This is a genomic window from Bacillus sp. DX3.1, from assembly GCF_030292155.1.
Classification (GTDB): Bacteria; Bacillota; Bacilli; order Bacillales; family Bacillaceae_G; genus Bacillus_A.
In genome coordinates this window covers 2,078,674-2,103,433 of record NZ_CP128153.1, presented here as the reverse complement: position 1 = coordinate 2,103,433, position 24,760 = coordinate 2,078,674, and the positions used below count along the sequence as shown (strand labels likewise).

26 protein-coding genes and 6 pseudogenes are annotated in these 24,760 nt (G+C 35.4%); 14 read left to right on the top strand and 18 right to left on the bottom strand.

The features are described from left to right. Window positions 1-44 precede the first annotated feature (44 nt). Window positions 45-1,016, bottom strand: a complete 972-nt coding sequence (locus QRE67_RS10210; protein ID WP_286124752.1) for a hypothetical protein — start codon at window positions 1,014-1,016, stop codon at window positions 45-47. A 208-nt stretch (window positions 1,017-1,224) separates the two neighbouring features. On the opposite strand from QRE67_RS10210, the gene QRE67_RS10205 reads away from it, so the two are divergent. The 3 genes from QRE67_RS10205 to QRE67_RS10195 all read left to right on the top strand — a co-directional run bounded on the left by QRE67_RS10205 (window position 1,225) and on the right by QRE67_RS10195 (window position 2,855). Continuing rightward, complete coding sequence (locus QRE67_RS10205) at window positions 1,225-1,593, top strand: hypothetical protein (RefSeq protein ID WP_286124751.1); 369 nt, start codon at window positions 1,225-1,227, stop codon at window positions 1,591-1,593. A gap of 22 nt (window positions 1,594-1,615) precedes the next feature. Beyond that, entirely contained in the window at window positions 1,616-1,960 is a 345-nt protein-coding gene (locus tag QRE67_RS10200) for a hypothetical protein (RefSeq protein ID WP_286124750.1), read from the top strand. A 142-nt stretch (window positions 1,961-2,102) separates the two neighbouring features. Continuing rightward, complete coding sequence (locus QRE67_RS10195) at window positions 2,103-2,855, top strand: LSm family protein (RefSeq protein WP_286124749.1); 753 nt, start codon at window positions 2,103-2,105, stop codon at window positions 2,853-2,855. A 62-nt stretch (window positions 2,856-2,917) separates the two neighbouring features. Here the strand turns inward: QRE67_RS10195 and QRE67_RS10190 are convergent, their stop codons facing one another. After that, on the bottom strand, window positions 2,918-3,397 hold the full coding sequence (locus QRE67_RS10190; protein WP_286124748.1) for a glutathione peroxidase: 480 nt from the start codon (window positions 3,395-3,397) through the stop codon (window positions 2,918-2,920). A gap of 219 nt (window positions 3,398-3,616) precedes the next feature. Here QRE67_RS10190 and QRE67_RS10185 point away from each other — a divergent pair, with 219 nt between their 5' ends. From QRE67_RS10185 to QRE67_RS10170, 4 genes and pseudogenes are all read left to right on the top strand, one after another. Continuing rightward, a complete protein-coding gene (locus tag QRE67_RS10185; protein ID WP_286124747.1) occupies window positions 3,617-3,826 on the top strand; it encodes a DUF3925 family protein in 210 nt (69 codons plus the stop codon). 88 nt (window positions 3,827-3,914) lie between these two features. Further along, window positions 3,915-4,886, top strand: coding sequence for an MBL fold metallo-hydrolase (locus QRE67_RS10180; RefSeq protein ID WP_286124746.1), 972 nt, complete (start codon window positions 3,915-3,917; stop codon window positions 4,884-4,886). A gap of 250 nt (window positions 4,887-5,136) precedes the next feature. Continuing rightward, on the top strand, window positions 5,137-5,595 hold the full coding sequence (locus QRE67_RS10175; RefSeq protein ID WP_286124745.1) for a DUF2262 domain-containing protein: 459 nt from the start codon (window positions 5,137-5,139) through the stop codon (window positions 5,593-5,595). Between the two features lie 214 nt (window positions 5,596-5,809). Then, window positions 5,810-6,064: pseudogene (locus QRE67_RS10170) on the top strand (IS200/IS605 family accessory protein TnpB-related protein); the annotation flags it as partial. Here the strand turns inward: QRE67_RS10170 and QRE67_RS10165 are convergent. Together QRE67_RS10165 and QRE67_RS10160 are read right to left on the bottom strand one after the other, a co-directional pair. Continuing rightward, window positions 6,055-6,462 (bottom strand): annotated as a pseudogene (locus QRE67_RS10165) (sigma-70 family RNA polymerase sigma factor); the annotation flags it as partial. The pseudogenes QRE67_RS10170 and QRE67_RS10165 sit on opposite strands and share 10 nt — an antisense overlap. 358 nt (window positions 6,463-6,820) lie before the next feature. Then, window positions 6,821-8,491, bottom strand: coding sequence for an IS200/IS605 family accessory protein TnpB-related protein (locus QRE67_RS10160; RefSeq protein ID WP_286124744.1), 1,671 nt, complete (start codon window positions 8,489-8,491; stop codon window positions 6,821-6,823). 365 nt (window positions 8,492-8,856) lie between these two features. Between QRE67_RS10160 and QRE67_RS10155 the strand changes: the two genes are divergently transcribed. From QRE67_RS10155 to QRE67_RS10145, 3 genes and pseudogenes are all read left to right on the top strand, one after another. Continuing rightward, window positions 8,857-9,843: a quinone oxidoreductase family protein gene (locus tag QRE67_RS10155; protein ID WP_286124743.1), complete on the top strand. Its 987-nt coding sequence runs from the start codon at window positions 8,857-8,859 to the stop codon at window positions 9,841-9,843. A 29-nt stretch (window positions 9,844-9,872) separates the two neighbouring features. Further along, window positions 9,873-10,506 (top strand): annotated as a pseudogene (locus QRE67_RS10150) (hydrolase). A gap of 293 nt (window positions 10,507-10,799) precedes the next feature. Beyond that, entirely contained in the window at window positions 10,800-11,444 is a 645-nt protein-coding gene (locus tag QRE67_RS10145) for an alpha/beta hydrolase (RefSeq protein WP_286125240.1), read from the top strand. A gap of 162 nt (window positions 11,445-11,606) precedes the next feature. On the opposite strand, the gene QRE67_RS10140 is transcribed toward QRE67_RS10145, so the two are convergent. The 4 genes from QRE67_RS10140 to QRE67_RS10125 all read right to left on the bottom strand — a co-directional run bounded on the left by QRE67_RS10140 (window position 11,607) and on the right by QRE67_RS10125 (window position 15,882). Next, a complete protein-coding gene (locus QRE67_RS10140) occupies window positions 11,607-12,776 on the bottom strand; it encodes a DEAD/DEAH box helicase (RefSeq protein ID WP_286124742.1) in 1,170 nt (389 codons plus the stop codon). A gap of 19 nt (window positions 12,777-12,795) precedes the next feature. Beyond that, a complete protein-coding gene (locus QRE67_RS10135; RefSeq protein WP_286124741.1) occupies window positions 12,796-13,323 on the bottom strand; it encodes a hypothetical protein in 528 nt (175 codons plus the stop codon). Window positions 13,324-13,415: 92 nt separating this feature from the next. After that, window positions 13,416-15,104, bottom strand: a complete 1,689-nt coding sequence (locus QRE67_RS10130) for a formate--tetrahydrofolate ligase (protein WP_286124740.1) — start codon at window positions 15,102-15,104, stop codon at window positions 13,416-13,418. A gap of 100 nt (window positions 15,105-15,204) precedes the next feature. Next, window positions 15,205-15,882 carry a class I SAM-dependent methyltransferase gene (locus tag QRE67_RS10125; RefSeq protein ID WP_286124739.1) on the bottom strand — a complete coding sequence of 226 codons (678 nt, stop codon included), beginning with the start codon at window positions 15,880-15,882 and terminating at the stop codon, window positions 15,205-15,207. 363 nt (window positions 15,883-16,245) lie between these two features. On the opposite strand from QRE67_RS10125, the gene QRE67_RS10120 reads away from it, so the two are divergent. Beyond that, window positions 16,246-16,584, top strand: a complete 339-nt coding sequence (locus QRE67_RS10120) for a permease (RefSeq protein WP_286124738.1) — start codon at window positions 16,246-16,248, stop codon at window positions 16,582-16,584. A 28-nt stretch (window positions 16,585-16,612) separates the two neighbouring features. Here QRE67_RS10120 and QRE67_RS10115 read toward each other — a convergent pair. From QRE67_RS10115 to ytfJ, 4 genes and pseudogenes are all read right to left on the bottom strand, one after another. After that, window positions 16,613-16,815: pseudogene (locus tag QRE67_RS10115) on the bottom strand (hypothetical protein). Between the two features lie 73 nt (window positions 16,816-16,888). Next, window positions 16,889-17,209 (bottom strand): hypothetical protein, encoded by a 321-nt coding sequence (locus QRE67_RS10110; RefSeq protein WP_286124737.1) that lies wholly within the window; start codon window positions 17,207-17,209, stop codon window positions 16,889-16,891. 52 nt (window positions 17,210-17,261) lie between these two features. Continuing rightward, window positions 17,262-18,038, bottom strand: coding sequence for an oxalate:formate antiporter (locus QRE67_RS10105; protein WP_286124736.1), 777 nt, complete (start codon window positions 18,036-18,038; stop codon window positions 17,262-17,264). Window positions 18,039-18,199: 161 nt separating this feature from the next. Beyond that, window positions 18,200-18,625 (bottom strand): GerW family sporulation protein, encoded by a 426-nt coding sequence (ytfJ, locus tag QRE67_RS10100; RefSeq protein WP_286124735.1) that lies wholly within the window; start codon window positions 18,623-18,625, stop codon window positions 18,200-18,202. Window positions 18,626-18,755: 130 nt separating this feature from the next. On the opposite strand from ytfJ, the gene QRE67_RS10095 reads away from it, so the two are divergent. The 3 genes and pseudogenes from QRE67_RS10095 to QRE67_RS10085 all read left to right on the top strand — a co-directional run bounded on the left by QRE67_RS10095 (window position 18,756) and on the right by QRE67_RS10085 (window position 20,209). After that, a complete protein-coding gene (locus QRE67_RS10095; protein ID WP_286124734.1) occupies window positions 18,756-19,541 on the top strand; it encodes a GNAT family N-acetyltransferase in 786 nt (261 codons plus the stop codon). A 177-nt stretch (window positions 19,542-19,718) separates the two neighbouring features. After that, window positions 19,719-19,889 (top strand): annotated as a pseudogene (locus QRE67_RS10090) (SMI1/KNR4 family protein); the annotation flags it as partial. A 62-nt stretch (window positions 19,890-19,951) separates the two neighbouring features. Continuing rightward, window positions 19,952-20,209, top strand: a complete 258-nt coding sequence (locus QRE67_RS10085; protein WP_286124733.1) for a hypothetical protein — start codon at window positions 19,952-19,954, stop codon at window positions 20,207-20,209. 547 nt (window positions 20,210-20,756) lie between these two features. Here QRE67_RS10085 and QRE67_RS10080 read toward each other — a convergent pair. From QRE67_RS10080 to QRE67_RS10055, 6 genes and pseudogenes are all read right to left on the bottom strand, one after another. Next, on the bottom strand, window positions 20,757-21,821 hold the full coding sequence (locus tag QRE67_RS10080; RefSeq protein WP_286124732.1) for a hypothetical protein: 1,065 nt from the start codon (window positions 21,819-21,821) through the stop codon (window positions 20,757-20,759). Window positions 21,822-21,828: 7 nt separating this feature from the next. Continuing rightward, a complete protein-coding gene (locus QRE67_RS10075; RefSeq protein WP_286124731.1) occupies window positions 21,829-22,386 on the bottom strand; it encodes a hypothetical protein in 558 nt (185 codons plus the stop codon). Between the two features lie 429 nt (window positions 22,387-22,815). Further along, window positions 22,816-23,250, bottom strand: coding sequence for a GNAT family N-acetyltransferase (locus QRE67_RS10070; RefSeq protein ID WP_286124730.1), 435 nt, complete (start codon window positions 23,248-23,250; stop codon window positions 22,816-22,818). A gap of 115 nt (window positions 23,251-23,365) precedes the next feature. Then, complete coding sequence (locus QRE67_RS10065) at window positions 23,366-23,851, bottom strand: GNAT family N-acetyltransferase (RefSeq protein WP_286124729.1); 486 nt, start codon at window positions 23,849-23,851, stop codon at window positions 23,366-23,368. Continuing rightward, a pseudogene (locus QRE67_RS10060) lies at window positions 23,848-24,009 on the bottom strand (2'-5' RNA ligase family protein); the annotation flags it as partial. The gene QRE67_RS10065 and the pseudogene QRE67_RS10060, both read right to left, overlap by 4 nt. Before the next feature lie 57 nt (window positions 24,010-24,066). Beyond that, complete coding sequence (locus QRE67_RS10055) at window positions 24,067-24,633, bottom strand: GNAT family N-acetyltransferase (RefSeq protein WP_286124728.1); 567 nt, start codon at window positions 24,631-24,633, stop codon at window positions 24,067-24,069. Window positions 24,634-24,760: the final 127 nt, after the last annotated feature.

Here is a 24,760-nt window from a genome sequence, read left to right as displayed (position 1 = left end):
TATTTTACTGGGATAGCCTTCATATTTTCTGCTTAAGGCACAATCTAAATCACTTCTTCTGCATCAAGTAGCTCAATTACAATCATTTCTTCTTCATCAAGTTGCTCAGTTACAATCATTTCTTCTTCATCAAGTTGCTCAGTTACAATCATTTCTTCTTCATTAAGTTGCTCAGTTACAATCATTTCTTCTTCATCAAGTTGCTCAGTTACAATCATTTCTTCTTCATCAAGTTGCTCAATCACTATCACTTCTCCATCTTTCAAACGAATCTCTCTAATATTTTCCCATAATATTGTGACTATCACTTTTTGCTCCCGTAGTACGCCGATAAAATCCGTACCTACTTCTTGAATCGTCCCAACAATGATTTCTTCCTCATTCCCATCACAGCGTATTGTTACTTCTATTACATTTCCAATTTTTTTTAAAAGGCGGAAATTCACTCTATCCTTTAAACCATTAAAATTCAATGGGGTCAATTCTTCACATACAGGATCTCTATTATCTATCGTTTTTTTGACTTGTGTCTCCTTAACAATTGGAAATTTTATTTTTTGTTCTTTATATTCCAGACTGCTCTTCTTTTGTACTACACTCGGAGCATTAAAATACGGACTTGATACCGCTGTTTTCTCTCTAATATTTCCCCATAATATTGTGACTATCCCTTTTTGCTCCTGTAGTACGCGGATAAAACCCGTACCTACTTCTTGAATCGTCCCAACAATGGTCTCTTCCTCATTCCCATCACAGCGTATTGTTACTTCTATTATATTTCCAACATTTTTTAAAAGGCGGAAATTCACTCTATCCTTTAAACCATTAAAATTCAATGGGGTCAATTCTTCACATACAGGATCTCTATTATCTATCGTTTTTTTGACTTGTGCCTCCTTAACAATTGGAAATTTTATTTTTTGTTCTTTATATTCCAGACTGTTCTTCTTTTGTACTACACTCGGAGCATTAAAATACGGACTTGATACCGCTGTTTTTTGTTTATTAAACCACAAAAGACAACATCTCCTTTTACTTATTCTCTTTAGCGTATGAAGAAGAGAAATAAAAGGACACACAAAAAAACAAATATTAATTATTTTACTTTTATAGAAATAAAAGTAAAATGATTCGCATAATAATAGATTGGTAGTAAAATTCATAGTGAAAGGGGGCATAGCGTCTGTTCTCCTGGTACATACCACGAGATCTCACGCCATACGTATGCTAAATAATAATTTGATACATGAGCATGGAAAACAACCAACTGAATTGGAAAGTTCACAAAAGAAAACAATTCCTTTAGAAAACAACGCAACATTACCTGAAAACCAAGTATTTGGCGATTTATTAGGGAAAAATATTTTATTGACTACTCGCTCTGATCAGTTAAATATATTAGGACAAACATTTCGCCCTATTTTTACCGGAAGAATTGTAAGAGTAACAGACGGCTTCATTACACTTTATCCTGTCACAATTAAAATGAGCAATGCACCATTTTTCCAATTTCCTACACCTCTTAATTTTGCAATTGAGATGATTGCCTTCTTCTTACCGTTTGATCCGGAAACACGTTTTCCAATTCCATAATAATGATAAAGGTGGTGTAAACATGGAAGATCAAGATCATGTTAAAGATAAAAAACCACTTCCTCCGGTGTGTAGAAGTTCAGTTAGCAATCCTTTAATTAATGAATTACGCCGCGCTAATGTTGCACAAGAATTTGAAAGCCATATTGGTCGCCGCGTATTCATTCTCATTGCACAATTTCCATTTATGATTATCGGTACCATTGTTGATGTACAAGGTGATTATGCTTTCATTAAAGTTGAAACAACTCATATTAATGATTTTGACAATATGACCGTACGTATACACATTGATGATATTGAAGTGTTTTTTATTGAAGATGGTAGATTTGAAATTCCAAACATTCAACAAATACCAGGAATTTAACTCAAAAAGGCTATCCCTCTTACAAAGAGTAGGTGATAGCCTTTTTCAATTGCAATGGGGTGAATGATGACACACAATGTATGAAAATCGCATCTATTATACTAGCTATATTTTTTGATATGAAAGGAGCATTCTACAAACAATGAAAACGGACAACCGAAACCAAATTTGGTTTCCAACTCATTTTGATGTCTCCCCTTGCCATCCATTATCTACTTGCTTTCCTAATACTACACCAAGCTTCCCTTCCCCTAACAGTTCACTTCCACAAGATAAATTAGATCAATTACACGCGTGCATTGAAGAAGCCAATAACTTACTTCATGTTATTTCAAATCCAAGAGATGCAGAAATTACAAGAGCTTTACAGCTTTTTCTCTTAACACTTCGCGGTTTAGAAGCACAAGCAATTGTTGCATGTGACACTACAAAAGAAAAATTGTTTGGAACTTTAACAAATGCAGGAAAAGATTTTATTGAGTTAACTAACGAAGAAGAAGAAGGAAGATTACTAATCCCATATTTACAACTGTGTTTATTGAAGCGAAATCACAATCAAAAACCTTCTCTTCAGTCTTTCCCATTTAACTTCACCCCACCACTGCGACTAGATTTAATACTACATTTTGGAAAAACAGTAGCAGCTAATCCTATTTTAATTAACACTTTCTTCGGTATTTCTTTAGCACTTTACTTACAAGGGTTTATTGGAAAGAAAATTACGATTCGGCTTCAAGATGAGGAAGAGCCTATTCAAGGTATATTAATTTCTGTTCAGGAAGACGATGTGGATGATGATTTAAGACCCCCAGCTAAAATAAAAATAAAAGATGCAGATAAAATTGTAGAAATTAATTTAGATGACGTATGTTTTATTTCTGTCCACCCTCATTAATAGCACTCATAAACAATAGGAAATAAACTACCATTACTTATGTAGTTTATTTCCTATTCACTTTATGAAAGTATCTTTTCAATCTCTTTCTCTAAATCTTCCGGCTTCGTTTTCGGTGCAAAACGATCAATCACTTTGCCGTCACGTCCTACTAAAAACTTCGTAAAGTTCCACTTAACTGACTTCATACCAAGTATACCTGGTGCTTGCTCTGTTACATATTTGAATAGCGGATGAGCATGCTCCCCTTTGACATCGACTTTAGCGAACATCGGAAAGGATACACCATAATTCAATTCACAAAAACTCGTAATTTCGTCCTCTGTACCAGGCTCTTGCCCTCCGAATTGGTTACATGGAAAACCAAGAATTTCAAATCCTTGCTCTTTATATTTTTCATAAACAGATTGTAATCCTTTATACTGCGGCGTGAAGCCACATTTACTTGCGACATTCACAATGAGAAGCACTTTTCCTTCGTAGTCTCTCAGCGATTTTTCTTCTCCTGTTATCGTTGTTGCAGAAAAATCATAAATTGTCATATATGCTTGCCCCCTATTTTGTAACTTTTATGTCTATGATAAAACGCTTTCTCTTCCTTGTCTAATGAGAGCGCTTTATTTTTGTTCAAAATTTCGACACAAACTACTAGACAATTTACTTGGAAAGTTTTACAATTGAATTGTGAACAAAATGTGACAGTTTACCTTCTAAATTGTGACATTTCAATTCCATTATAAAAGAAAAGGATGGTGTTGATAATGAAAACTGCACAACGTGAAATGCTTTCAAATCGTGAGTTTTATTTCGTACTATATATGATGTTATTATTCGTCGCTGGTTGGTTTATGGATGTAAATGGACTTTTCTTAAGTAAATACTTTACACTTGCAGGAATGATTACTCTTCCAGCAGTTGGTGGTCTTGTCGGATTCTTTATTATGTCAATAAGCAAAGAGCAAAATAACTAAACACATTACATAAAGGCAGAAAACGATTTTTCGTTTTCTGCCTTTTCTTTTATAATACAAATATAATAGATTACTAGGAGTGATAAGTGTGAAAAAAGTAGAACAATTATCTTCACAGTTATATCTTATTGACGATCATGACTTACAGCATGATCAGCGAACAGGTACATATGTCTTACTCAGCGATGAAATCACTTTGATTGAAACGTGCGCTGCCCCTTCTCTTCCGTATCTTTTAAATGGATTACAACAATTGCGTATTGATCTTACTGATGTTAAAAATATCATCGTTACACATGTTCACCTTGATCATGCCGGTGCAGCTGGCTTAATGATGGAGAAATGCCCAAATGCTACTTTATTTGTCCATCCGCGCGGGGCTCGCCATATGATTGATCCTACGAAATTAATCCAAGGTGCAAAAGCGGTATATGGCGATACTTTCGATGAACTCTTCAATCCAATCCTACCAATTCCAGAAGAACGAGTTCACATCGTACAAGATGGTGAAACACTGCAAATCGCAGAAAATCGAACCTTAACATTTTATGATACACCTGGTCATGCTAAGCATCATATTAGTATCCATGATTCTTTAACAAATGGCATGTTTACAGGTGATACAATTGGCATTTACTATCGGGAATTGGCAGAGCTCGGCGTTGAACTATTTTTACCAACAACGTCTCCTTCCCAATTTCAGCCAGATGCGATGATCACTGCAAAAGACCGCATTCAACATATGGATGTTGATTATATTTATTTTGGTCATTATGGAGCCTCCTCCCGTGTTTCCGAAGTATATAGACAGCTTGAAAATTGGCTTCCAATCTTTGTTGAGACCGGAAAGCATGTATATGCGAAAGAAAAAGACTTTGAAAAAGCAGGTCATGAGCTTTCCGCTTTATTACTAGAGAAAGTATCTTCGCATCTTACAAAACAAGGCGTCCCAACAACACATTCTATTTATGAAGTATTAAAGCTTGATATGGAAATTAGCGCGATGGGCATTATTGATTACTTTACAAAACTTGAGCAAACAAAAACAACGATGAATTAAGGAAAGTTTTGTAGCTACAAAATACATGTAAAAAGCTTTATTTTTTCCTTGATGAAATAGCTTTATCGTTACCTTCATTTTGCTATTTATCAAAAAGTAGGCAAGAAAACTCCATCTTCAAAACGTGAAGGGCATAGCATAGGTCTCGTTTAAGGTGGAGTAATTAATTTCTATACTGAATTAGAGATAAAAAAGCAAGAAAGTGTCGATGTAATCAATGGAGGTATATTAATAGAAAGGAAATTAGGAGATGGAAAAATCAATAAAAAGTGAATTAATTGGAGTGTTTACCTTTAATGAGGCTTGTAAAACATATCAGCAAAATAAAGGAAAAATACATTGGCAATTGGATATTAGAAATGAATATGTAAATGTTAATGAGATGATTAAAAGAGCAGAGAGGCTTTTTTTATGCATAGAAGAATTTGATAAAAAGGCTAAAGTAGCCATAGCAGAGAAATTGATTGATTACAAAAATGATTTTTGGCCTGAGTATGATGAGAATGATGAACATTTAAATTGGGATGCTGTAGATGCAGGAGAATATGATGTAACCAAAGAAAAATTTGAAAAGGCAATTACTCTCTATGACATCGAAATTAGAGCAAATGATATATACTGTGAATATCATGATGGAGATTTATTTGGCGGACACATGATACATGCCTATTTTGATAATGATTACAAGTTATTAAATGCAGAGGTGTAGTTCTAATTAGATAAAAGTTGCAAGAATAATGCGAGGTTGCGTTAATTCACAACTTTTAAATTATATGTAACAAATACTATTCTTTATTACCTATTTTCATGTCTACAATTATGCTGAAATGAATATTTTTAAAGAACTTTAAAAGGAGACACTACTTAAAATGTAGTATCTCCTTTGTGTTTTTGAAACAAGAATTAAATAACTTTATTATCTCTACACATCAAAGTGTTTAGAACGACTGCATGAGAAGAGATTTCTCAAAATGAAAGATATCTTTCACAAAATCAGTTACCAACTCGTCCATTTCGCGATTCAAAATGAAATATCTATGATTGTGATTGGTAACAATATCTCGTGGAAACAAAAAAGCGATATGGGAAAACAAAGTAATCAATCCTTTTGTCATATTCCACATCGCCTACTGATTGAAATGATTACCTATAAAGCCAATCAACAAGGCTTCAACTTGTAAGGTAACTTATGAATTAACGTAACAAGCTCACGATTCGAAAGCTTATTCACAACGTCATTTGAAAAATCAAATTCAATTGGTTTCTTCTGTTCTTCCGCCTTTTTTACAATACGTAGACGTATCCATCTCCTTCTTCGATATGAGTGAATTTGCCTTACAGCAAGTCCCATTAACCATGGCCGAAAAGGTCGCTCCTGATCAAATTGGCTAAGGGATTGGTATAGCTGCATATATATTTCCTGAACTACGTCATCTACATCCGATTTTTCCTCTAACAGAAAATGAACCGTTTTGTATACAGCTTCGATTGTTTTATCATATAGTTCACCATATGCTGCTTGATTCCCTGATAGAGTCAGTTGGATGAGATGATCATATTCAGCTTCTTTCTCCATCCGTCATCCCTCCTTATGTCTTACACTATATATTGGCAAGAAAAGAACATTCCGTTCGATTTTTTTGAATTGAACTACCCCCACCTACCTCTACACGAGCTTGAGGTGGGGGATTCTACTGTGTTTCTGCCCTAACAAAAACACTTCCTCTCGTTCAACAAAGAGGATACAACAATATAGAAATTCGGTAGTGTCCTTAGGCAAGACGACCTCTTTCTGTCTTCCGAGGAGAACAGAAAAGGTACAGCTACTTTCTTCCTATATCGAGGCGAAGAACACCCTGTCATGCATCCAGTTCCTAGACCTGTTATCTGCTCTGGTGACAAGTGTAAGAGACTGGGACAAGGCGTCTTTTTCATTATGCAAACAGTTTTGCTAGTTTTTTCTTTTCACTTTCAAATAAGTCTAATCGTTCGATTTGTAATGCCTCTTTCGGCTGATTCACATGATATAACTGATAGAAATGATGCGTACGAATATCAAATCGATTGTTTAATTGATGCCAATGGGTCCAGTGGTGTGCTTCTTTCTTTAAAATATAAGGCTGAAGCACTTGAGGCACTTTTTCTTTATACCCTAATCCACGACGCCCAATCGTAAAGGCCGCAGATTGATGAATAGAGATGCCAAGTTTCCGCATATATTTCATCTTCCCTGAGATAGAAGTGTAAGCTGGATTGACTTGAAAGACAGCCACGCCCATTTTATCCGCACGACCCAGAATTGCGTCTGTCATCTTCTTATAAGCGAACATACTCTTCATTCGATTCGCTCGCTTATTTCCGTATCGATCCCCTGCCCTAGATTGCGTGGTATCTAACTTCTCTATTACAATCGGCTTGTTATACTGATGCGCGAGGTCAACTAATCGAATGACTTCCGCTTCAATTATCTTTGTGATTTGTCCGGTAGATTTACCTATCATGGAAAAACGGAGGGAACCACTTCCTTTGTAATTCCCATCCTTCGTTACATGCGCCCAAGCAAAATGATTTAGATTACAATCTACACCAATCACCCCATCCGCTTTACTGTAATTCGTGTGAAGTTTTTCCGGTACATCGACTAAGCATTTCACAATATAATACTCACCATAGTCTTCAACAGACCACGCAATCGGTTTGCCATGTTTTTTCTTATTCTTACACTGTAATTGGTTTGTGATCACTTCCTCAATGATTTCTTGTCCATACGGGAATGTGATAGCTGGAAACATAACTAGTTTTCCTGTACTTGTCGTCATCCATAATTCCTGATTCTGGGCAACATACTGAAACACAAAATTTCCGTGTTTGGCATCTTTACGGCCAGATAGAATGAATTGTTTATTTCGAGCACGGGAAAATAATATTTTCCATTTGTCATGGTTATGTATAAACTCATCGATTGTAAATTGAGACCGAAACAGTTTTTTACTCCCAAACACCGCGCTAGGAATATGCGTTTGGTACGATTCAAGCTTCTGCTTTAAACGGTATTGCCTGTGAGTCAAACGACCGATTTTTGCTTGAATCCTTTTGATTTGAACATCTAAGTACTGGTGCTCAAACAGATATTCATTCAGCCAAATGAATGTGTCCTCTTTACGAGACAAGGAGATAATATTATTGTTCTTCGAAAAGCGGGAGTTTTTGGGAAACGTAATCTTTCCTTTCACACAACTTTGTTTGATTTTACGAAGCTTTGTCAGTTTTGTACGTTCTTGCTTCAACTTCTTTTTGATTTTCTTGAGCTTCTCTTGTGTTTGTTTCTCATATATCTTCTGCAACTCTATTAAACCTGTAAACAACGCCTTTTCTTCTTGCACCGCACTGTTTGCATAGTAATCATTCAATTGATATTTCCGCTTAAGAACAAGATGAAGACTATCTGTATGCATCTTACGGCTCCAACGTTTTTCCCGAACAATCGTTTGAAATGCAAAGCGTTTCGCCCGATTAAATGTTTCCATTGTCTTTGTCAATGTATCTACCATTTCATACGGTACGTCCCTTTTATAGATCCGTTTCGAAAAATACGCTTTCTTCACCTGTTCTCACCTCATTTTGTTTGATAAGATAATTATACAACAAGACGGAACGTATGTTCTACAAAAAAGATGGTTTTCTTTAAAAAAAGAAAAAACCGATTCATCCCCCACCTTTACTTCGTTTAGAGGAGGGGGTCTTCTCGGTTGAAATGATAAATTTTATATTTATCTAAGAATTTTTATATAAATCAATAAATTGATTTAAGGTCGTCTGTTTTATAATGTTTGCTTATAGCCTTTCATAACTATTATATAATTTTCCAAATATTGAATGTAGTTTAAAATAAAGTGAAACTTTGAGGTTGGGGTATTACCGCCCGCAAATAGCGGGATAAAATATAGAATCTATTGAGGAGGACATACATATGAAAGCGATTGTTGTAACTGCATTTGGTGGCCCTGAAATGATGAAGTATACAGAAGTAGATATGCCAACGATTAACGCGAAGCAAGTTTTAATCCGTGTAATCGCTACAAGTGTCAATTTTGCTGACATTAAATCTCGTTACGGAAAAAAAGGAAACGGAAAGCTTCCGTTTATCCCTGGTATAGATGCAGCTGGAGTTGTAGAGCAGATCGGTTCAGAAGTAAAGAATCTTAAAGTCGGACAGCGTGTGATCGCCTTCCCTCTTAACGGATCATATGCTGAATATGTTGTCGCAAATGAAAATCTCACTTTTGTATTACCTGATGAAGTTGACTTCACAACCGCAGCCGCTTGTCCTATTGTATCTTTTACGAGTTATAACTTGCTTGCAAATATAGCAAGATTACAGCAAGGTGAAACAGTTCTTATTCATGCAGCAGCTGGCGGAATTGGAACGACAGCCATTCAATTATCCAAAATTTTAGGTGATGGACAAATCATTGGAACAGTCGGTAGTAAAACAAAAAAGAAAATTGCCTTAGAGGCTGGTGCTGATCATGTTATTTGTTATAAGGATGAAGACTTTGTACAGAAAGTAAATGACCTCACGAACGGCGCAGGTGCTGACATCATATTAGATTCTATTTCCGGTACAGTATCAGAGAAAAGTTTAGCGTGTCTTGCTTTCTACGGTCGTCTCGTCCATTTTGGTAATACTAGTGGTGATATTGGTACATTCCGGACAAAGGATTTACATGCAAGCTGCCGTTCCATTCTTGGTTTTAGCTTTGGAACAACTCGTAAGAAACGTCCTCACCTACTCCGCCATACTGCAGAGCAAGTATTTCGTTATTTGAGCGATGGTAGCTTACAAATGAAAGTTGGAAAACGCTTTTCACTTCAGGATGCAGGGAAAGCGCATGAATGGGTTGAAAATAGAGAAAGCACAGGGAAAATCATATTAGACACCCAGCCTACACCATAAAATGAATATATTAAATAGAGGTGTCAATCATGGGATCACGAATTATGCATTTGATTATTGCAATGGTATTGCAGAGAAATTATCCATTCGGGATAAAACTTCTTGCTTGCTCGGTGGAGTAGCTCCTAATGCAGTTCGGTCAAAAGAGGAAAAAGAAACTTCACATTTCTATGCTGGTACAACAAAAAACTATACAAGAAGAATAGATTATGATTCATTTTTTCATAAATATGGATCATATATGGATTCCCCTTTTATTTTAGGGTATTACACACACCTTATTGACGATGATACTTGGCTAAACGGATTTTTTCTTCCTTGGCTCAAAAATAGAATAGAACACGATCAAACGATTTTATCTATGTACCATCATGATTTTAAATTATTAAACGGCAAATTGTTACATCACTACGATAGAGATAAGCAATTTTTCCTCTCCTTAATCAGGAAGCAAATATAGTAAAGATTGAGGAAGTGACAGAAGAGAACGTTTTAGCTTTTAGAAAGCTTATTTTTGATGATATGTTGTACCCCGAACAAGATCTACATACAAACTTACAAGTTTTCACATTTGATCAGATTATTGGATACATAGAAACTGCTATTGAGAAAAGCGTTTTCTTCTTAAAAAAGAAGTCATTGGTACTCTTGCACAACGGTTAGGAATTGCTAAAAAAGTTTTTGACTTACAGGATATACTTTATTTCCGATAAATCATCCTTTGCTATAAAGTGAAACTTTTATCAGTGGGGGTTTTCTTCATCCCCCACTGATAATTAGTTGAACCAATCGGGCTTTTACGGGCAGTTATCCCCCACCTATCTTCTTTGTTTCTCTCTGAATCTTGAGGTGGGGGTCTTACTGCCCGTTAATGCGGGATAAAAGAGAATGATTTTTTTATGAAATAATTGGCAATTTATGTTAGAATGTTATAAATACATTCGGAGGGGAAAATGATGAAAGGAAATAAAAAGAATATACAAACAAACGACGAAGCAATTAGCTATACACATATTGAAATGGGTTCCAAAACGATTTGCTTTATGTTTTCAGGTTCAGGATACAATTACGATAAGCCCCTATTTTATTATGCGACTATGACAATGCTTCAAAACAAAATTGATATTGCTCATATCCATTACAACTATGATGAACATTTATTTAAAAAATCTCTTGAAGAAATATCAAAAACAATGATGGATGATGTAAATCCAGTCATATTGGATGTTCTTAAAAATGGTCAATACAATGAAACGATTTTTTTAGGTAAATCACTCGGAACTATACCAATCGCTAATGACCTAATGAAAAGAGATGACTTTTTAAAGTCAAAAATGATTTTACTTACTCCGCTGTTAAAGTTTGATTCAATTTTTGATTCAATCTTGAATAGTGAACATCAAGGGCTTTTAGTTATCGGAGACAAAGACCCTCATTTCAATTCAAATCAAATCGAGCAATTAAGTAAATCAAATTTTAAAATAGAGGTTATCCAAAATGCAAACCATTCCTTGGATATTGGAGAATTCGAGACAATAAATTCAATATTAGCTTTATCAAGTGTAATGGAAAAGCTCCAGAAATCGATAAGGACGATTTAACGATATACTGAGATTATCAAAAGATAACCAATTTAGGTGTTAATTTAATTGCTAAAATAAATGCAAAAGAGGTGCTAATTGCACCTCTTTTTAAATGGTTATTTATAATTTTGTACTTCAAATCCGAACCCGTTAATCTTACAAGACACGTCTTTTTATTATTTATCTCGGTTTCTTCTTCCCAGTAAATGTAGGTTTCTTTTTCTTTGGCGCTTTCGGCTTTGATTCAACAAACGAACCTTTAAATACTTCTTGCTTTGTGAACTGAATACCTAGCTTCTTTGCAAATTGAAGTAATTTCTTCTCTTCTTGCGGTGTTACAAGAGAAACGACTGTCCCCTCTTTGCCCATGCGTCCTGTGCGTCCTGAACGATGGATATATTGATCTAGTGTATCTGGTAATTCTAAATGAATTACATGTGTTAAATCATCAATATCTAATCCACGTGCAGCAATATCTGTCGCCAGTAGGATTTCTAATTTCCCAGTACGGAATGCACGCATTGTTGCTTCACGCTCTTGCTTGTTTGCTTCCGCATGAAGAGCTGCAGCTTTCATTTTACGGTATTTCAGCTTTTCAGCAATTTCATCTAAGCGGAACGGGTCATTTAAGAAGGCAACTGCTCTTACATCGCCCATATGCATAATTCTTCTAATGTAATCATTTTTTTCACGACGTTCACAAACGATATACGTATGCTCAACGAGGCTCTTCGTTTCCGTACGTTTAACACGAACCAATTGTGGTTCGACTGCAAAATCACGCGCTACTTCTTCTGCATCTTTTGTCATTGTTGCAGAGCAGAATACGAGTTGACGATCACGCATTGTTGATTTAATCACATCAAGCACAGCTTCCATCATCTTTTGTTTTACAATTTGATCGAATTCGTCAAATACAACTGTCTTTACTTCATGCATTTTTAACTTTTTCATACGAATGAGCTCTAAAATACGTCCTGGTGAGCCGACAATTACTTTTGGATGTTTCTTCAGCTTTTCTACTTGGCGTTTAATATCCGCACCACCAATTAATGATGCTCCTGAGATATCAGTTCCTGCCGTAAACTTTTGTACTTCTTCATGAATTTGCATCACAAGTTCGCGTGTTGGCGCTAATATTACAACTTGTGGCTGTTTCACTTCCGGATTGATTTTATGTAAAAGTGGTAACAAGTATGCTAATGTTTTTCCTGTTCCAGTTGGAGATTCAGCAATAACGTCTTGTCCTTCTAAAATAGTTGGAATGGCTTGTTTTTGTATTTCTGTAAACTCTTTAAAACCCGCCTTCTCCCAAGCTTGTTGTAAAAATGGTTGCATGTCTTTTATCATTTTGTTTTCTCCTTTATCTCTATTTTTGAAGAAAATGTTGTATTGTCCCTATCGTTTCTATCATGTGAGAAATAACAGCTATTAAGTCATCAACATGGTCTTCTGTAATCGCTTTTTGGAATACGATACCTACCTTGTTATGATATGAAATCGCTTGCTTATTATATTCGTATGAAATTTGTTGCGTAATCATTCGCTCTTTTCCCCATATGGATTGTAACAACGCTTCGATTTCTTGACAATCTTTTTCTGGATGCTGCAACGGGAATGAAAAAAATAGTTTCATTTCACAACCTGGTACAAACTGTGGTACCTCTAATATCTCACCTGACAAATTCTTCGCATCAACTGCTAGTGAAAATGTAGCTTCTACTAACGGTTCAATTTGCTCATTCAGTTGAAATGAAATGTTATATATACGACTAAGCGAAGCAAGGTCCATCATATCTTTTCGATCTGTTACAAGGATGTTGCCATGCAAATCAAAATCATATACAGCCCCTTCAACGATTACTTTTAAATTTTCAAAAGCAGTTGGATCAAACATAATTTCCTCCAAAAAACAGGCGCCTTTCCATCGAAAGGCGCCACGCGTGATGTATATATAGTTTACAGATAAAAGAGAGGAATTACAACCTTTTAGAATAAACCAACTGCTTTTCCATCTTCATTTACGTCCATTTGCAGTGCAGCTGGTTTTTTTGGAAGACCAGGCATTGTTAACATTGTTCCTGTTAACGCTACGATGAAGCCTGCACCGATAGATGGTTTTAATTCACGAATCGTCACAACAAAGTCAGATGGTCGACCCAACTTTGTTGCATCATCAGAAAGAGAATATTGTGTTTTCGCCATACAAACTGGTAGATTACTCCAGCCTTCTCCTTCATATTGAGTCAACTGCTTACGAGCTTTCGGAGCAAATTCAATATCTTTTGCACCATATACTTTTTGTGCAATTGTACGGATTTTTTCTTCTAATGATGCTTCTAAGTCATAGAGTGGTGCGTATTTGTTGTCACCTTTTTCAATTACTTTTATTACTTTTTCTGCAAGGTCCACGCCGCCTTGACCACCTTTTTCCCAAACTTCTGTTAAGGATACTTCATAGCCACGCTCGTTGCACCAGTTTTGCAAGTATGCAACTTCTGCATCTGTATCTGTAATAAATTTGTTAATTGCAATAACAAATGGAACACCGAACGCTTGAATTGTTTCTACGTGTTTTTGTAAGTTCTCCATTCCTTTTGCTAACGCATCTACATTTTCTTCTTTCAATCCATCTTTTGCTACACCGCCGTGCATTTTAAGCGCACGAATTGTTGCCACGATTACAACTGCTTCTGGTTTAATACCAGCTGCGCGTGCTTTAATGTCTAGGAATTTCTCAGCACCTAAATCCGCACCAAATCCAGCTTCTGTAATGACATAATCACCAAGTTTGGCTGCCATTGTTGTTGCAATTACGCTGTTACAACCGTGAGCAATGTTTGCGAATGGTCCACCATGAATAATTGCTGGTGTATTTTCTAATGTTTGTACTAAGTTTGGTTTTAGCGCATCTTTTAACAGAAGTGTTAATGCACCTGCTACACCTAAATCTTTTACTGTTACAGGTTCATTGTCCATATTATAAGCTACTACAATGCGAGCTAAACGTACTTTTAAGTCTTGAATATCTGTAGCAAGGCAGAATACAGCCATAATTTCAGACGCAACTGTAATATCGAAGCCATCTTCACGAGGTACACCTTGAACTGGTCCACCAAGACCAATGACAACGTTACGAAGAGCACGGTCATTTAAGTCTACACAGCGTTTCCAAACAATTTTACGCGTATCAATACGAAGTGTATTTCCTTGTTGAATATGGTTATCGATGAACGCTGCTAATGCGTTATTTGCAGTTGTAATCGCGTGAAGATCACCAGTAAAGTGCAGGTTAATATCTTCCATTGGCACAACTTGTGAATAACCGCCACCTGCTGCACCGCCTTTTAATCCCATCGTTGGTCCAAGAGATGGTTCACGAAGTGCAATTACTGCTTTTTTACCAATTTTATTAAAAGCTTGACCTAAACCAACTGTTACTGTTGATTTACCTTCTCCGGCTGGAGTTGGGTTAATTGCTGTTACTAAAACAACTTTTCCATCCTTCTCTGTTTGTAAGCGCTTAAAAACATCAAGTGATAGCTTACCTTTATAATGGCCATACGGCTCTAACTCTTCTTCTAAAAGGTTTAATTCAGCTGCAATCTCTTGAATTTTCTTCATACTTGCTTTTTGTGCAATTTCAATATCGGATTTTACTGTTGTAGTAGTTGTCATATACCCTAGTCCCCCTTTAATTGGTTCTGCCCATATTGTATCAGTTTTTTGTATTTTCTGCACTTATTTACCTAGTTAAAAAACTAATAAAATAGTTTTTTTATTTTTTGAACATAAACACCCACATAAATGTTAATGCTTGTTGCAATTCTAACGATAATTGTCCAAGCATTTGCTCATTTACACCTCGTTTATACACACCCATGCCATCGATGAATGTAAATCCTTGTTCCTGAGCAAGCTGTCCGAACTCCCATGGCATCATCGTATTACAAATCACATCTTTTCCGTATAAGCGAGGATAACTATTTTCACGCGGCTTCGCTGTAGGACCTAAAATAGCAATACATGCATATCCATCTTGCTGTAAAACACGCTTTATTTCACTTAATGCTTGCAGTGGTTCTTCTGTCCATTCTAATGAATTGACAGCTAAGATTGCTGGAAACTGTTCATTTTCAAACGGCAAAGATGACAGGTCTCCTTTTACAAATGACAAATTAGGACCTTCACCTCGCTCTTTTCCTCTTTGAATCATCTGTTCTGATAAATCTACACCACATGCTTTATATCCTGCATGGCTTAATTTATATGTACCGTATCCATCACCACAACCGACATCTAGAACACCCACTCCCTTTTGTACATACGTTTCAAAAAAAGGAATAATTGTGCTACGGCTCCCGTGATCCCACATTTCTTGACTATTTTGATTCCAAAAGTCCGCTCGATCATCCCATTTTTTCTGTGCTGCTTCATGCCAATTAAACTTTGTCATTTCTCTCCCTACTTTCACTTGTTTATCCCGCACTAATGGGCAGTAATCCGTCCCCCACCTCTAAGTTCTGCAAGAAGCAAAGAAGTGAGGTAAAGGAATAAACTGCCCATAAGAACCCGATTGGTGAGGACTCATTCTCAGTGGGTGATGAAGCCCCCACCCTGAGAAAAGTTTCACTTTATCATTCATTGCATTCTACATCATTTTCCCAAATTCCTGTTTATTCTGAATGAGAGATGGATAAGATAGCAACAGACCAACGATTTCTCCAAATTTTGCTTTATTTGGATATAACTCATACTCATGTTCTCTTCGATATGCAAAATAATAAAGATACACCCAATTGAAAGAGAGGGATGTACATTGCACAAAAAACGGACGCATCATTTTAAAAGTGGTGAAAAAAAGGAAGAATATGCAGCTGAAATCTCACCGCAACATCTTCCGATTAGAAGTCGTCGTAAAGAGATTGCACATGAAATAGAGGGAACGAATACTGGTACGCTTATCGGCTATGCAGCACTGTTCCTTTCTTTATTCTCGATTGCCTTCTATCCAGTTACGTTAGGATCTCTTTCCATATTAATTGGTTTATTAGCTGTAAATTTCGGAGCAAGAACACTTGGATATACAGCAATTGGATTTGGCAGTTTTTCTGTTTTATTCACACTATTGTATCCACTTGCTTTATCTGCACTCTAAAAAACACACCAAGTTTTGCTTGGTGTGTTCATTGATGAAATAACATAATATGCCCACATCCACAGCAGTGATTTCCTGGAAAACAGGATAATTTTCTTCATCCCGGTGCTCAATAAATACCTTTTCAAAACGATACATATTTGGCGCATACGCCCAATCTTGTTTTGTTCGCGCATATAAGGTGGAGGAAAAGAATTCCTCTCCTCCGCAAATAATACATGTTTTCTTCATCACAATGCCCCCTTAGCTTGTCTTATTTCATTTATATGAACGAACGCACAAAAAAAAGACCTTCTAATCATAATTAGAAAGTCTTTTCCGAAACAAAGAGGAACATGCCGAAGAGTCCAACTCCACTGTATTCTTTCTTTTTCCCAGCTTCTGTTTCAAAAGTTTGCTTTACGTTCATAAAGAACACACCGTTTCGCGTGTCGCTACTCACAAACTTCATTTTCTCTTCTTGTTTGTTTATATTTTGCGTACATTCAAAATTATCTTCCTTACAAATTAAAGCGTACTTGTCCTCTAAATAAACTTGAAAATCAGATTCTTTCGGACAAGTTAAAAGTAGCACTGCAACAAGCAGAATACTTACAATACCCATTGCTGTATAATATTTCTTCATTTTTTCTCCTTTCTAAAAAGAAAGAAAACTTGACTCATACCGTCAAGTTCTCTCAGTCCACAACCCATTGCCACTCTTGTTCTTTCTTATCAAAAATGAGCCAACCAGTTTCTGACGCGCCCTCTTTTAACTCTTGTATATTATCTAACACCTCATCCGTACTTTCATACGAACCGATTACGTATACAGGAATTTCTAGACCCCGTCTTGTCTCAATTTTCCCCGCTAAATCAATATACATGCCATCTTCCATTAACGGAACAAGCCCAATAATAACTTCTTTTGAAATAGCTGGAAATATTTTCGATTTTTGAAAGAAAGAAAATCGTTTTTTCCCAAATGAACCGAGCTTATATGGAATAACTTTACTAAGCATCCCTACAAAATCCGACATTCTGCGGTAGTACACTTTATTGTACCAATCGTCATCATGTGAAAAATATACAAATCTATTTTTCAAGAGTGGGAAAAACGCTCTTCCAAGTGGTTCTTTTTTGTGAGCCAAATATAGCAATTCTGCAATTTCCTTTGGCTCCAATTCGTCTAAATCGCTTGCATCATCAAAATCAACCCAACAAAACTCATCAAATTCATCAATCTCTGCTTTAATTAATTTATGTATGTTCTCTTCTTCGACATATTCGAATAAAGTATGATAATGAAAATCTGTCCACTCAAAATTATGCTTTAAAAGCAAAACTTGATGAAGTGGTGAAGGGATGTTACTTGCAAACTCTTCAAACGTTATTCCAGATGTAATAAAACAATGACCTCGACGATTACCATTAATATATATCATATTCTTTACTTGGTCAGATCCTCCAGACAAAGCACCTAGCCACCTTCGTTTTATATGTTTCAATTCTATAGCATATTTTATCATGAAAATTTTTAGAAACATAGAAAAAACTTCAAAAACTATTTACAATTTCGTAAGTTTTATTACATACTGATTACAAGAAAAAATGCCTGTTAGAAAACAGGCATTTTTTACGCGATTTCGTCTGGATTTTGTCGCTGATGCGTTCCATTTTGTTTTTCATTCTTTTGAAAAATAGATTGGATCTTATCAATCGTTTGTGGTGCAAGCTCAATCATCTTTTCAGCTAAATGTGTTGCATTTTGTAAATGAAGAATATTTACGCCATCTTTATTTACCACAAGAAAAGCTACTGGTGTAATAGAAACACCACCCGCGCTACCACCACCAAATGCCGGATTACCTTGTGCCCTCTGCCCTTCATTCACTTGAAAATCCGATCCACCTGCTCCAAATCCAAACGCTACTTTCGAAACAGTTAATACTACTCCGCCATCTGCTGTTTGAACAGGTTCCCCAACAATCGTATTGACATCGACCATTTCCTTTAAATTTTCCATCGCTGCTTTCATTAATCCTTGAATTGGATGATCCACCGTTCATAACCTCCTTTGTCATATCTTTCCTAGTTTTTCCGAAACCTTGTGAACTAAACATAAAACTTTGTATTGATTTCCAAAACAATAAGTACTAATATTTAGAAAAAATAAATAAAGAGGGGATATTATGATTCGGAAACTAACAAAAGAAGACCATGAACAAGTTCTTACGTTTTTAAAGCAAGAAGCAGCGATTAATTTATTTATAATTGGAGACATCGAAGCATTTGGATACGATACAGATTTTCAAGAATTATGGGTCATTTTCACAGCAGAAAATGAATTAAAATCCGTATTACTACGCTTTCATGATGCGTTCATACCATATGGAAAAAGTGACTTCTCTGCAGCTGACTATACAACGATTCTTTCTTCTCATAGACCACTCAAAATCTCTGGAAAATCAAATATAGTAGAGCAATTTGAACACATTCCGGCATTGCAGCTTAGTACAAAAAATAAAATGTACTTTTGTGAATGTACAAATGACTCTGCACTACCTGAAACCAAAATTGACTCTACGATTAAGCTTGCAGCAATACATGATGTAGAACAAATTATGAAGCTGCGAAACAACATTGAAGAATTTCCTCATACAGAACAGGCAGAAAAGATTTTGCGGCAATCACTTGAAACCAATACAGGCCGAACGTATTACATTGAAAAAGATGGAGAAATCGTCGCTTCTGCCTCAACGTCCGCTGAGAACTCGTTATCCGCTATGGTCGTTGGTGTATGTACACATCCGAGTCACCCCGGGAAAGGATATGCTTCACTTATATTGCAAAAAATGATTCAAGATTTTATTTCTGAAGGAAGAACACTTTGTCTATTTTATAACAATCCCGCTGCTGGGCGGATTTATAAGCGATTAGGGTTTAGGGATATTGGTACTTGGACGATGTATCGTTAACACTGTGCATACTTTAATGATTACCGATAATATAAGTGTTGAAGGCCTTTCAATACGGTTATTGATACCATTCACTCTTAAAGATGTTTATCGCTATCCTCATTTCACCCTACATCTTACTATTTGTATAAGCCGTAATGTGTAGCTTCCGTTGTCTCATATACCTTCGCTTTTGAGATTGGTGATGATGAAGGTGGAAAAACTTTATTATATGCAAATGGAAAAGAAGGTTTTGGATTATATATAGTGGATTTTGGGGACTTAGACATTGAGGAAGAAATTAAAATAGCACCTTCTTTAAAATCATTATTAGTAGATGGCATAGGAGTGGAAGAACTATTGCCATAGTTAGAAAAGTCTTGTATTGCGTTCCTTAATTAATAAATATAACTAGAAAGGAACTTAATAATATGGGAGTATGTGTAGATTTATTTAAAGAATATGAAAATGAAGAGGAAGTTATTTATCGTTTTTTTCCTTATGAAGATGAAAAAAACGCAGGGAAAATTCAATTTAATAAACTAGAAAAAAGATCTATAGAATTAAAACCAGCTAAAGGTGAAGGTGCAAACTATTATTTTCTTAAAGCAGTTGGTGCTATACAAAAACATGTCAGAAATTCATCAAACTCAGATGAATTTCCTGAATTCTTATTTTCACAGTCATAAAATCATCAAAAAGCCAGGTTGTTTTTAAGCAACCCGGCTTTTTGATGATACAGAAATAAATATTGGTTTTTATAGTACTAAATGGTACGATCTGCAAGCAATCAAATTCCTTTCACATCTAATGAGTTTACTGGGCGACTGGGTAATATATAAAAAATTCAGTAAAAAAAAATGTAGATGCAGCATGGCAGGAACTTGCGAGTAAAAAATTATGTCATATTTTTCAATGAAATCAATTACCTCGTTCACTTTATAATGTAATTAAAATATATCGGTGGTGTGATAGTTGAAATATGTAGACAAATTGGGATATACCTATGATTCTCTAACTCTTTATTGGGGACTCTGTAGTAAGTCTATCAATCATACTTATGTTACCTATCGTTTTCATTGCGCTTAGTATTCTCTATTCAAAACCAAGCGCTAGAGACCGATAAAGCTTTGCAAAAAGCCTCCCTTTAGGAATGGCCTTTTCGCAAAGCTTTTCATTACTTTTCATTTTCCTTAATAAGACTAAATATTTTCATTATGGTAATAATGAATTATCCTATTGTTCTTGTTCCTTCTTTTGATATCCCTGCACCTGTTGAACGAATTGATTCTCTACTTCTTCAAATGAAATATCCATTAGATTGGAAAGCTTAATTTTATAGCTAGGGTAGTTAATGTTTAACTCTTGAATTTTAATAGGTGCTGATTGTAAGTACTGTACCAGTTGCCATACACGATTCATATCAGGTTGATTACTATGATTATATATTGTATCTGTTAATTCCATAACAAACCCTTTTTTACATGTTGCATCTTCTACTTCCTTATCTATACACGAAATTGGTGGTGAGTCATATTTGGTCTCAGTATATATATATTCTTGTTGCCTAATGTCGTATATCATTTTGTCAATCTGCTCTCTATGTTTAAAATACATTTGGTCTAATAAATAAAAATCATTCAGTCTATTGCCAATCATTTGTTGTGATAATTGTTCAATCGTTTCTATAGAAGTGATATCTAAATCTTTAAGATTATTTTTGTATCCTTCCATCTCTATGTCTATACTCTTCAGCATATATGGTGATTCAATTTGCTCGTTATATGATTTCGCACATTGTACGACTGTTAATAATTGCTCCAATTGTTTTGGATTTTTTGTATCTACAAAAAAAGGCGTTTTTAGCGATATATATAAATTTTCAGGGTTACTCTTTTCTTCTTTCTCAAAAATGTCCGTTCCCCCAATACCGTCTTCTACTCTTTCTAACGTTCCGGCAAACTCTTTAATTGGACGTTCACACATTTTTTCATAAGACTTCCATACACCATAAATCTTCTTTTGAGTAGCATAATCATCTTCTTCTGCAGTAGAAGAAAAAAAACCTGTTACATGTACGTCAAAATTAATATAGGGTGGTTCCTTCGATTGCACACCATAACTACGGTTACCCATATTTCCTGAATCAACACTATCACGTGAAACAATTTTCACATCAAACCCTAATTTTTCTTTCGTATATTGCCGAATAGTATCATCTGTCTCTTGTTTTGATTCAGAACAACCTGTTAGCAAAAAAATCGCAAAAAATATGTATACCCATCGAATTCTTTTTAACATGGTTTCTCTACTCCTTTATACTCTTAGAGGGAATATATAAATCTTCTCCTTTATACGGATGAAACTTAATGTAGAAAGGTTCCCCTTTCTTAACTTGTCCTGCTATCCATCCGCTTTTATTACTATTAGTAGGCATCATTTCATTCAATGCTGCATCTAACACGGCCTTTCCAGTGTTAGTGAGTACTTCCTTATTTTTATCAACAAAAGAAAATAAGTGCTCAGAAGCATAATAATATGGCACATGATACTTTATACGTTCTTCTTCATCCTTATTTTCAGGTTCATTAGGATCTGAAGTATAGATCTCTACATTCACAACAACCCACTCATACCCTTCTTCAGGCTCTGGATTATATACATTCTCTTGATGAATGAATTTATTTGCATTTTCTCCACGATATACATAATTCATTGAAAGCGAAACGTTTATATCAACTGGTGTATCTTTTGATGGAGATTTAAACGAAATATCTTTCGATTCATACTCAATTGGATTTACTTCCGTATTCGAACAACCTGTAATGAAAAACAAACACAATAATACAGTTAAACACCCTTTCAAATTTCATCTCATCCCTTCTAGATAAATACCAAATAAAGAAATTGAATTTTATTTCTTAATATATAAAACATTTATTTCTCCGACAAAATTATAGCAAATAACAACATCATTAATTGTCGTATTTTGACGAATAAAAAATAGATACTCATTTGAGTACCTATTCTGGAACTTGAAACATTCTCATTTTAACGATTTATATAAATTTATTTTGATTTTTCGACATATAGCCGCGGCTATGGATAACAAAAGGTGATCTGCACTCGTTTTCTCTCTTTGTTTTCACTTGGCATGGGGCAGGAAAAGGATCTGACCGCTTCTATGCATGGCCGGATGCTCTCTACCACCTAAAAAGAAGGGTTTTATGTCGGTTTTTTAATTTGTATTTATATAGTTCCTCATCTATTTTATATATAAACATCTTCTTAACCTCTAATCTCGTTTCAAAGTCATAACTATTTGTCTCTCAACAAAACCAAATTCTTTATACATCTCTTTTGCAAAGTTTCCAGCGAATACATTTAATCGAATCTCTACATATTCTTGTTGTAATGCATCAATTCCAGCCTTCATTAATTTTCGCGACAGACCTTTTCCACGATACTCAGGGAAAACATATAACTCGTAAATAAAACCAATTGCTTCTCCTGAAAAGTAATCTGTATTCCCTCCAATAAGAATCCATCCTACTACCACGCCTTCTCGCTTCACAACTAAATAATATGCCTCTTTTTCTAATAACGGCTTTGTAATTTCGATTGCCCTTTCTTGACTTAGCTGACACGTTTCTCTCGTTCCTTCGAATAGAGATTGTGCTGCATACTTTAATATTTTCGTTACCTCTGCTTCATTAGCCCGTTCAAGCATCTCTCATCCCCCTTACTTCCCCTATAATAGGCATTTGAATATTATCTTTAAGATTTTCCGACTCACTTACAATTGCCACAAGTCCCGTTTCCGTACTCGTTTCATGGAATTCACCTTATATGTGTAGAACCATTCTAATCGTTTGCAACATATGACCTTCAAAATCTTCTTCAAACTGTTCAACAATCGCAAATCCTTTTGCTTCATAAAATGATTTTCCTTTTTCATTTGCCGCTTCCACGTATACATATAACTTTTTTACATCCTCTAAAACTGTTAGTCCTCTTTGTAATAGATTTGTCCCGATTCCGTTCCCTTGTTGTTCTGGCAATATATAAATCGCTCCTAATTCCGCTTCATTTTGATGTTTAACAAAAGAAAAATTAGCAAATCCAACAATTTTCTCCTCTAGCTCCGCTACGAGTAAATGAGATTGCTCTAAACGCCGCTTCATCATTTCATTGGAATATGCTTGTCCTAAAAATTTATCTTGCGTTTCCTGCGGGATAATCCCTTTATATGTATCGTGCCAAGCTAATGTTGCTACTTCTTGTACAGCAGCAATATCCTCTACATTCATCTTTCTAACTACATACGTCATATTGATGTCTCCATTCTCTTAAAATTGTATTCTGCTAGTATGTTACAAGAAACCGGATTGTCGTTCTCGTAGTTCACTTTGATTAACTTTAAACTTTCTAAATCTGCTTTTTGTGCACTGAACTCTTTATATACAAACTCCATTACACGAATAAATTTTACTTGCCTCGAAAACTTCTCATCAAATGTAGCGATAACAGCATACATCTTCTTTCGTCACTCCTTCACTGCCCTTAACTCTTCCCACTCTTCACGTATCATTCCCATGCGGATTGAATCATAATATTCACCGTTATAATAACGACATTTTCTCATTCTACCTTCTAATTTCATGCCGATTTTTTCTGCAACTTTCATCATCCGTTCATTTCCAGACCATGTCGTTAATCCTACTCTACCAATCTCCATGTTCTGAAATAGAAAATCAACATACATCCGTAGCGCCTCTGTACCGTAACCACCATTCCAATACGCTGGATTATAAATCGTGATTCCTATTTCTAACCAACGTGTTGCTTTATGCTCCCAATAGTAACCGATTGTTCCAATTATGCCGTTGTCACTTTCAATTAGAAATTGAGAATATGGTTCTTTCTCCAATCTTAATATTAAATTTTCATTATAAACTGGATACTCCTGTATGGAAAATGGAAAGTATGGTGCATCCCATTTTTTCCATTCCGGCCTTTCTTCCTTATACATTTGTTTCCATAACGTCTCTATATCAGCCTCTTCTATTGTTCTAACAACAACTTTCTTCCCATGCAAATACATTTGTTTCATATATCCTCCTATACTGTTAAAACATATATCCTTGTTCATAAACCTCGTTCATACAGTCTCCATCATTTTATTATATTATTATATATTTTCTGAAAAAACAAAACATCTCTTTGTAATTCGTTGTATA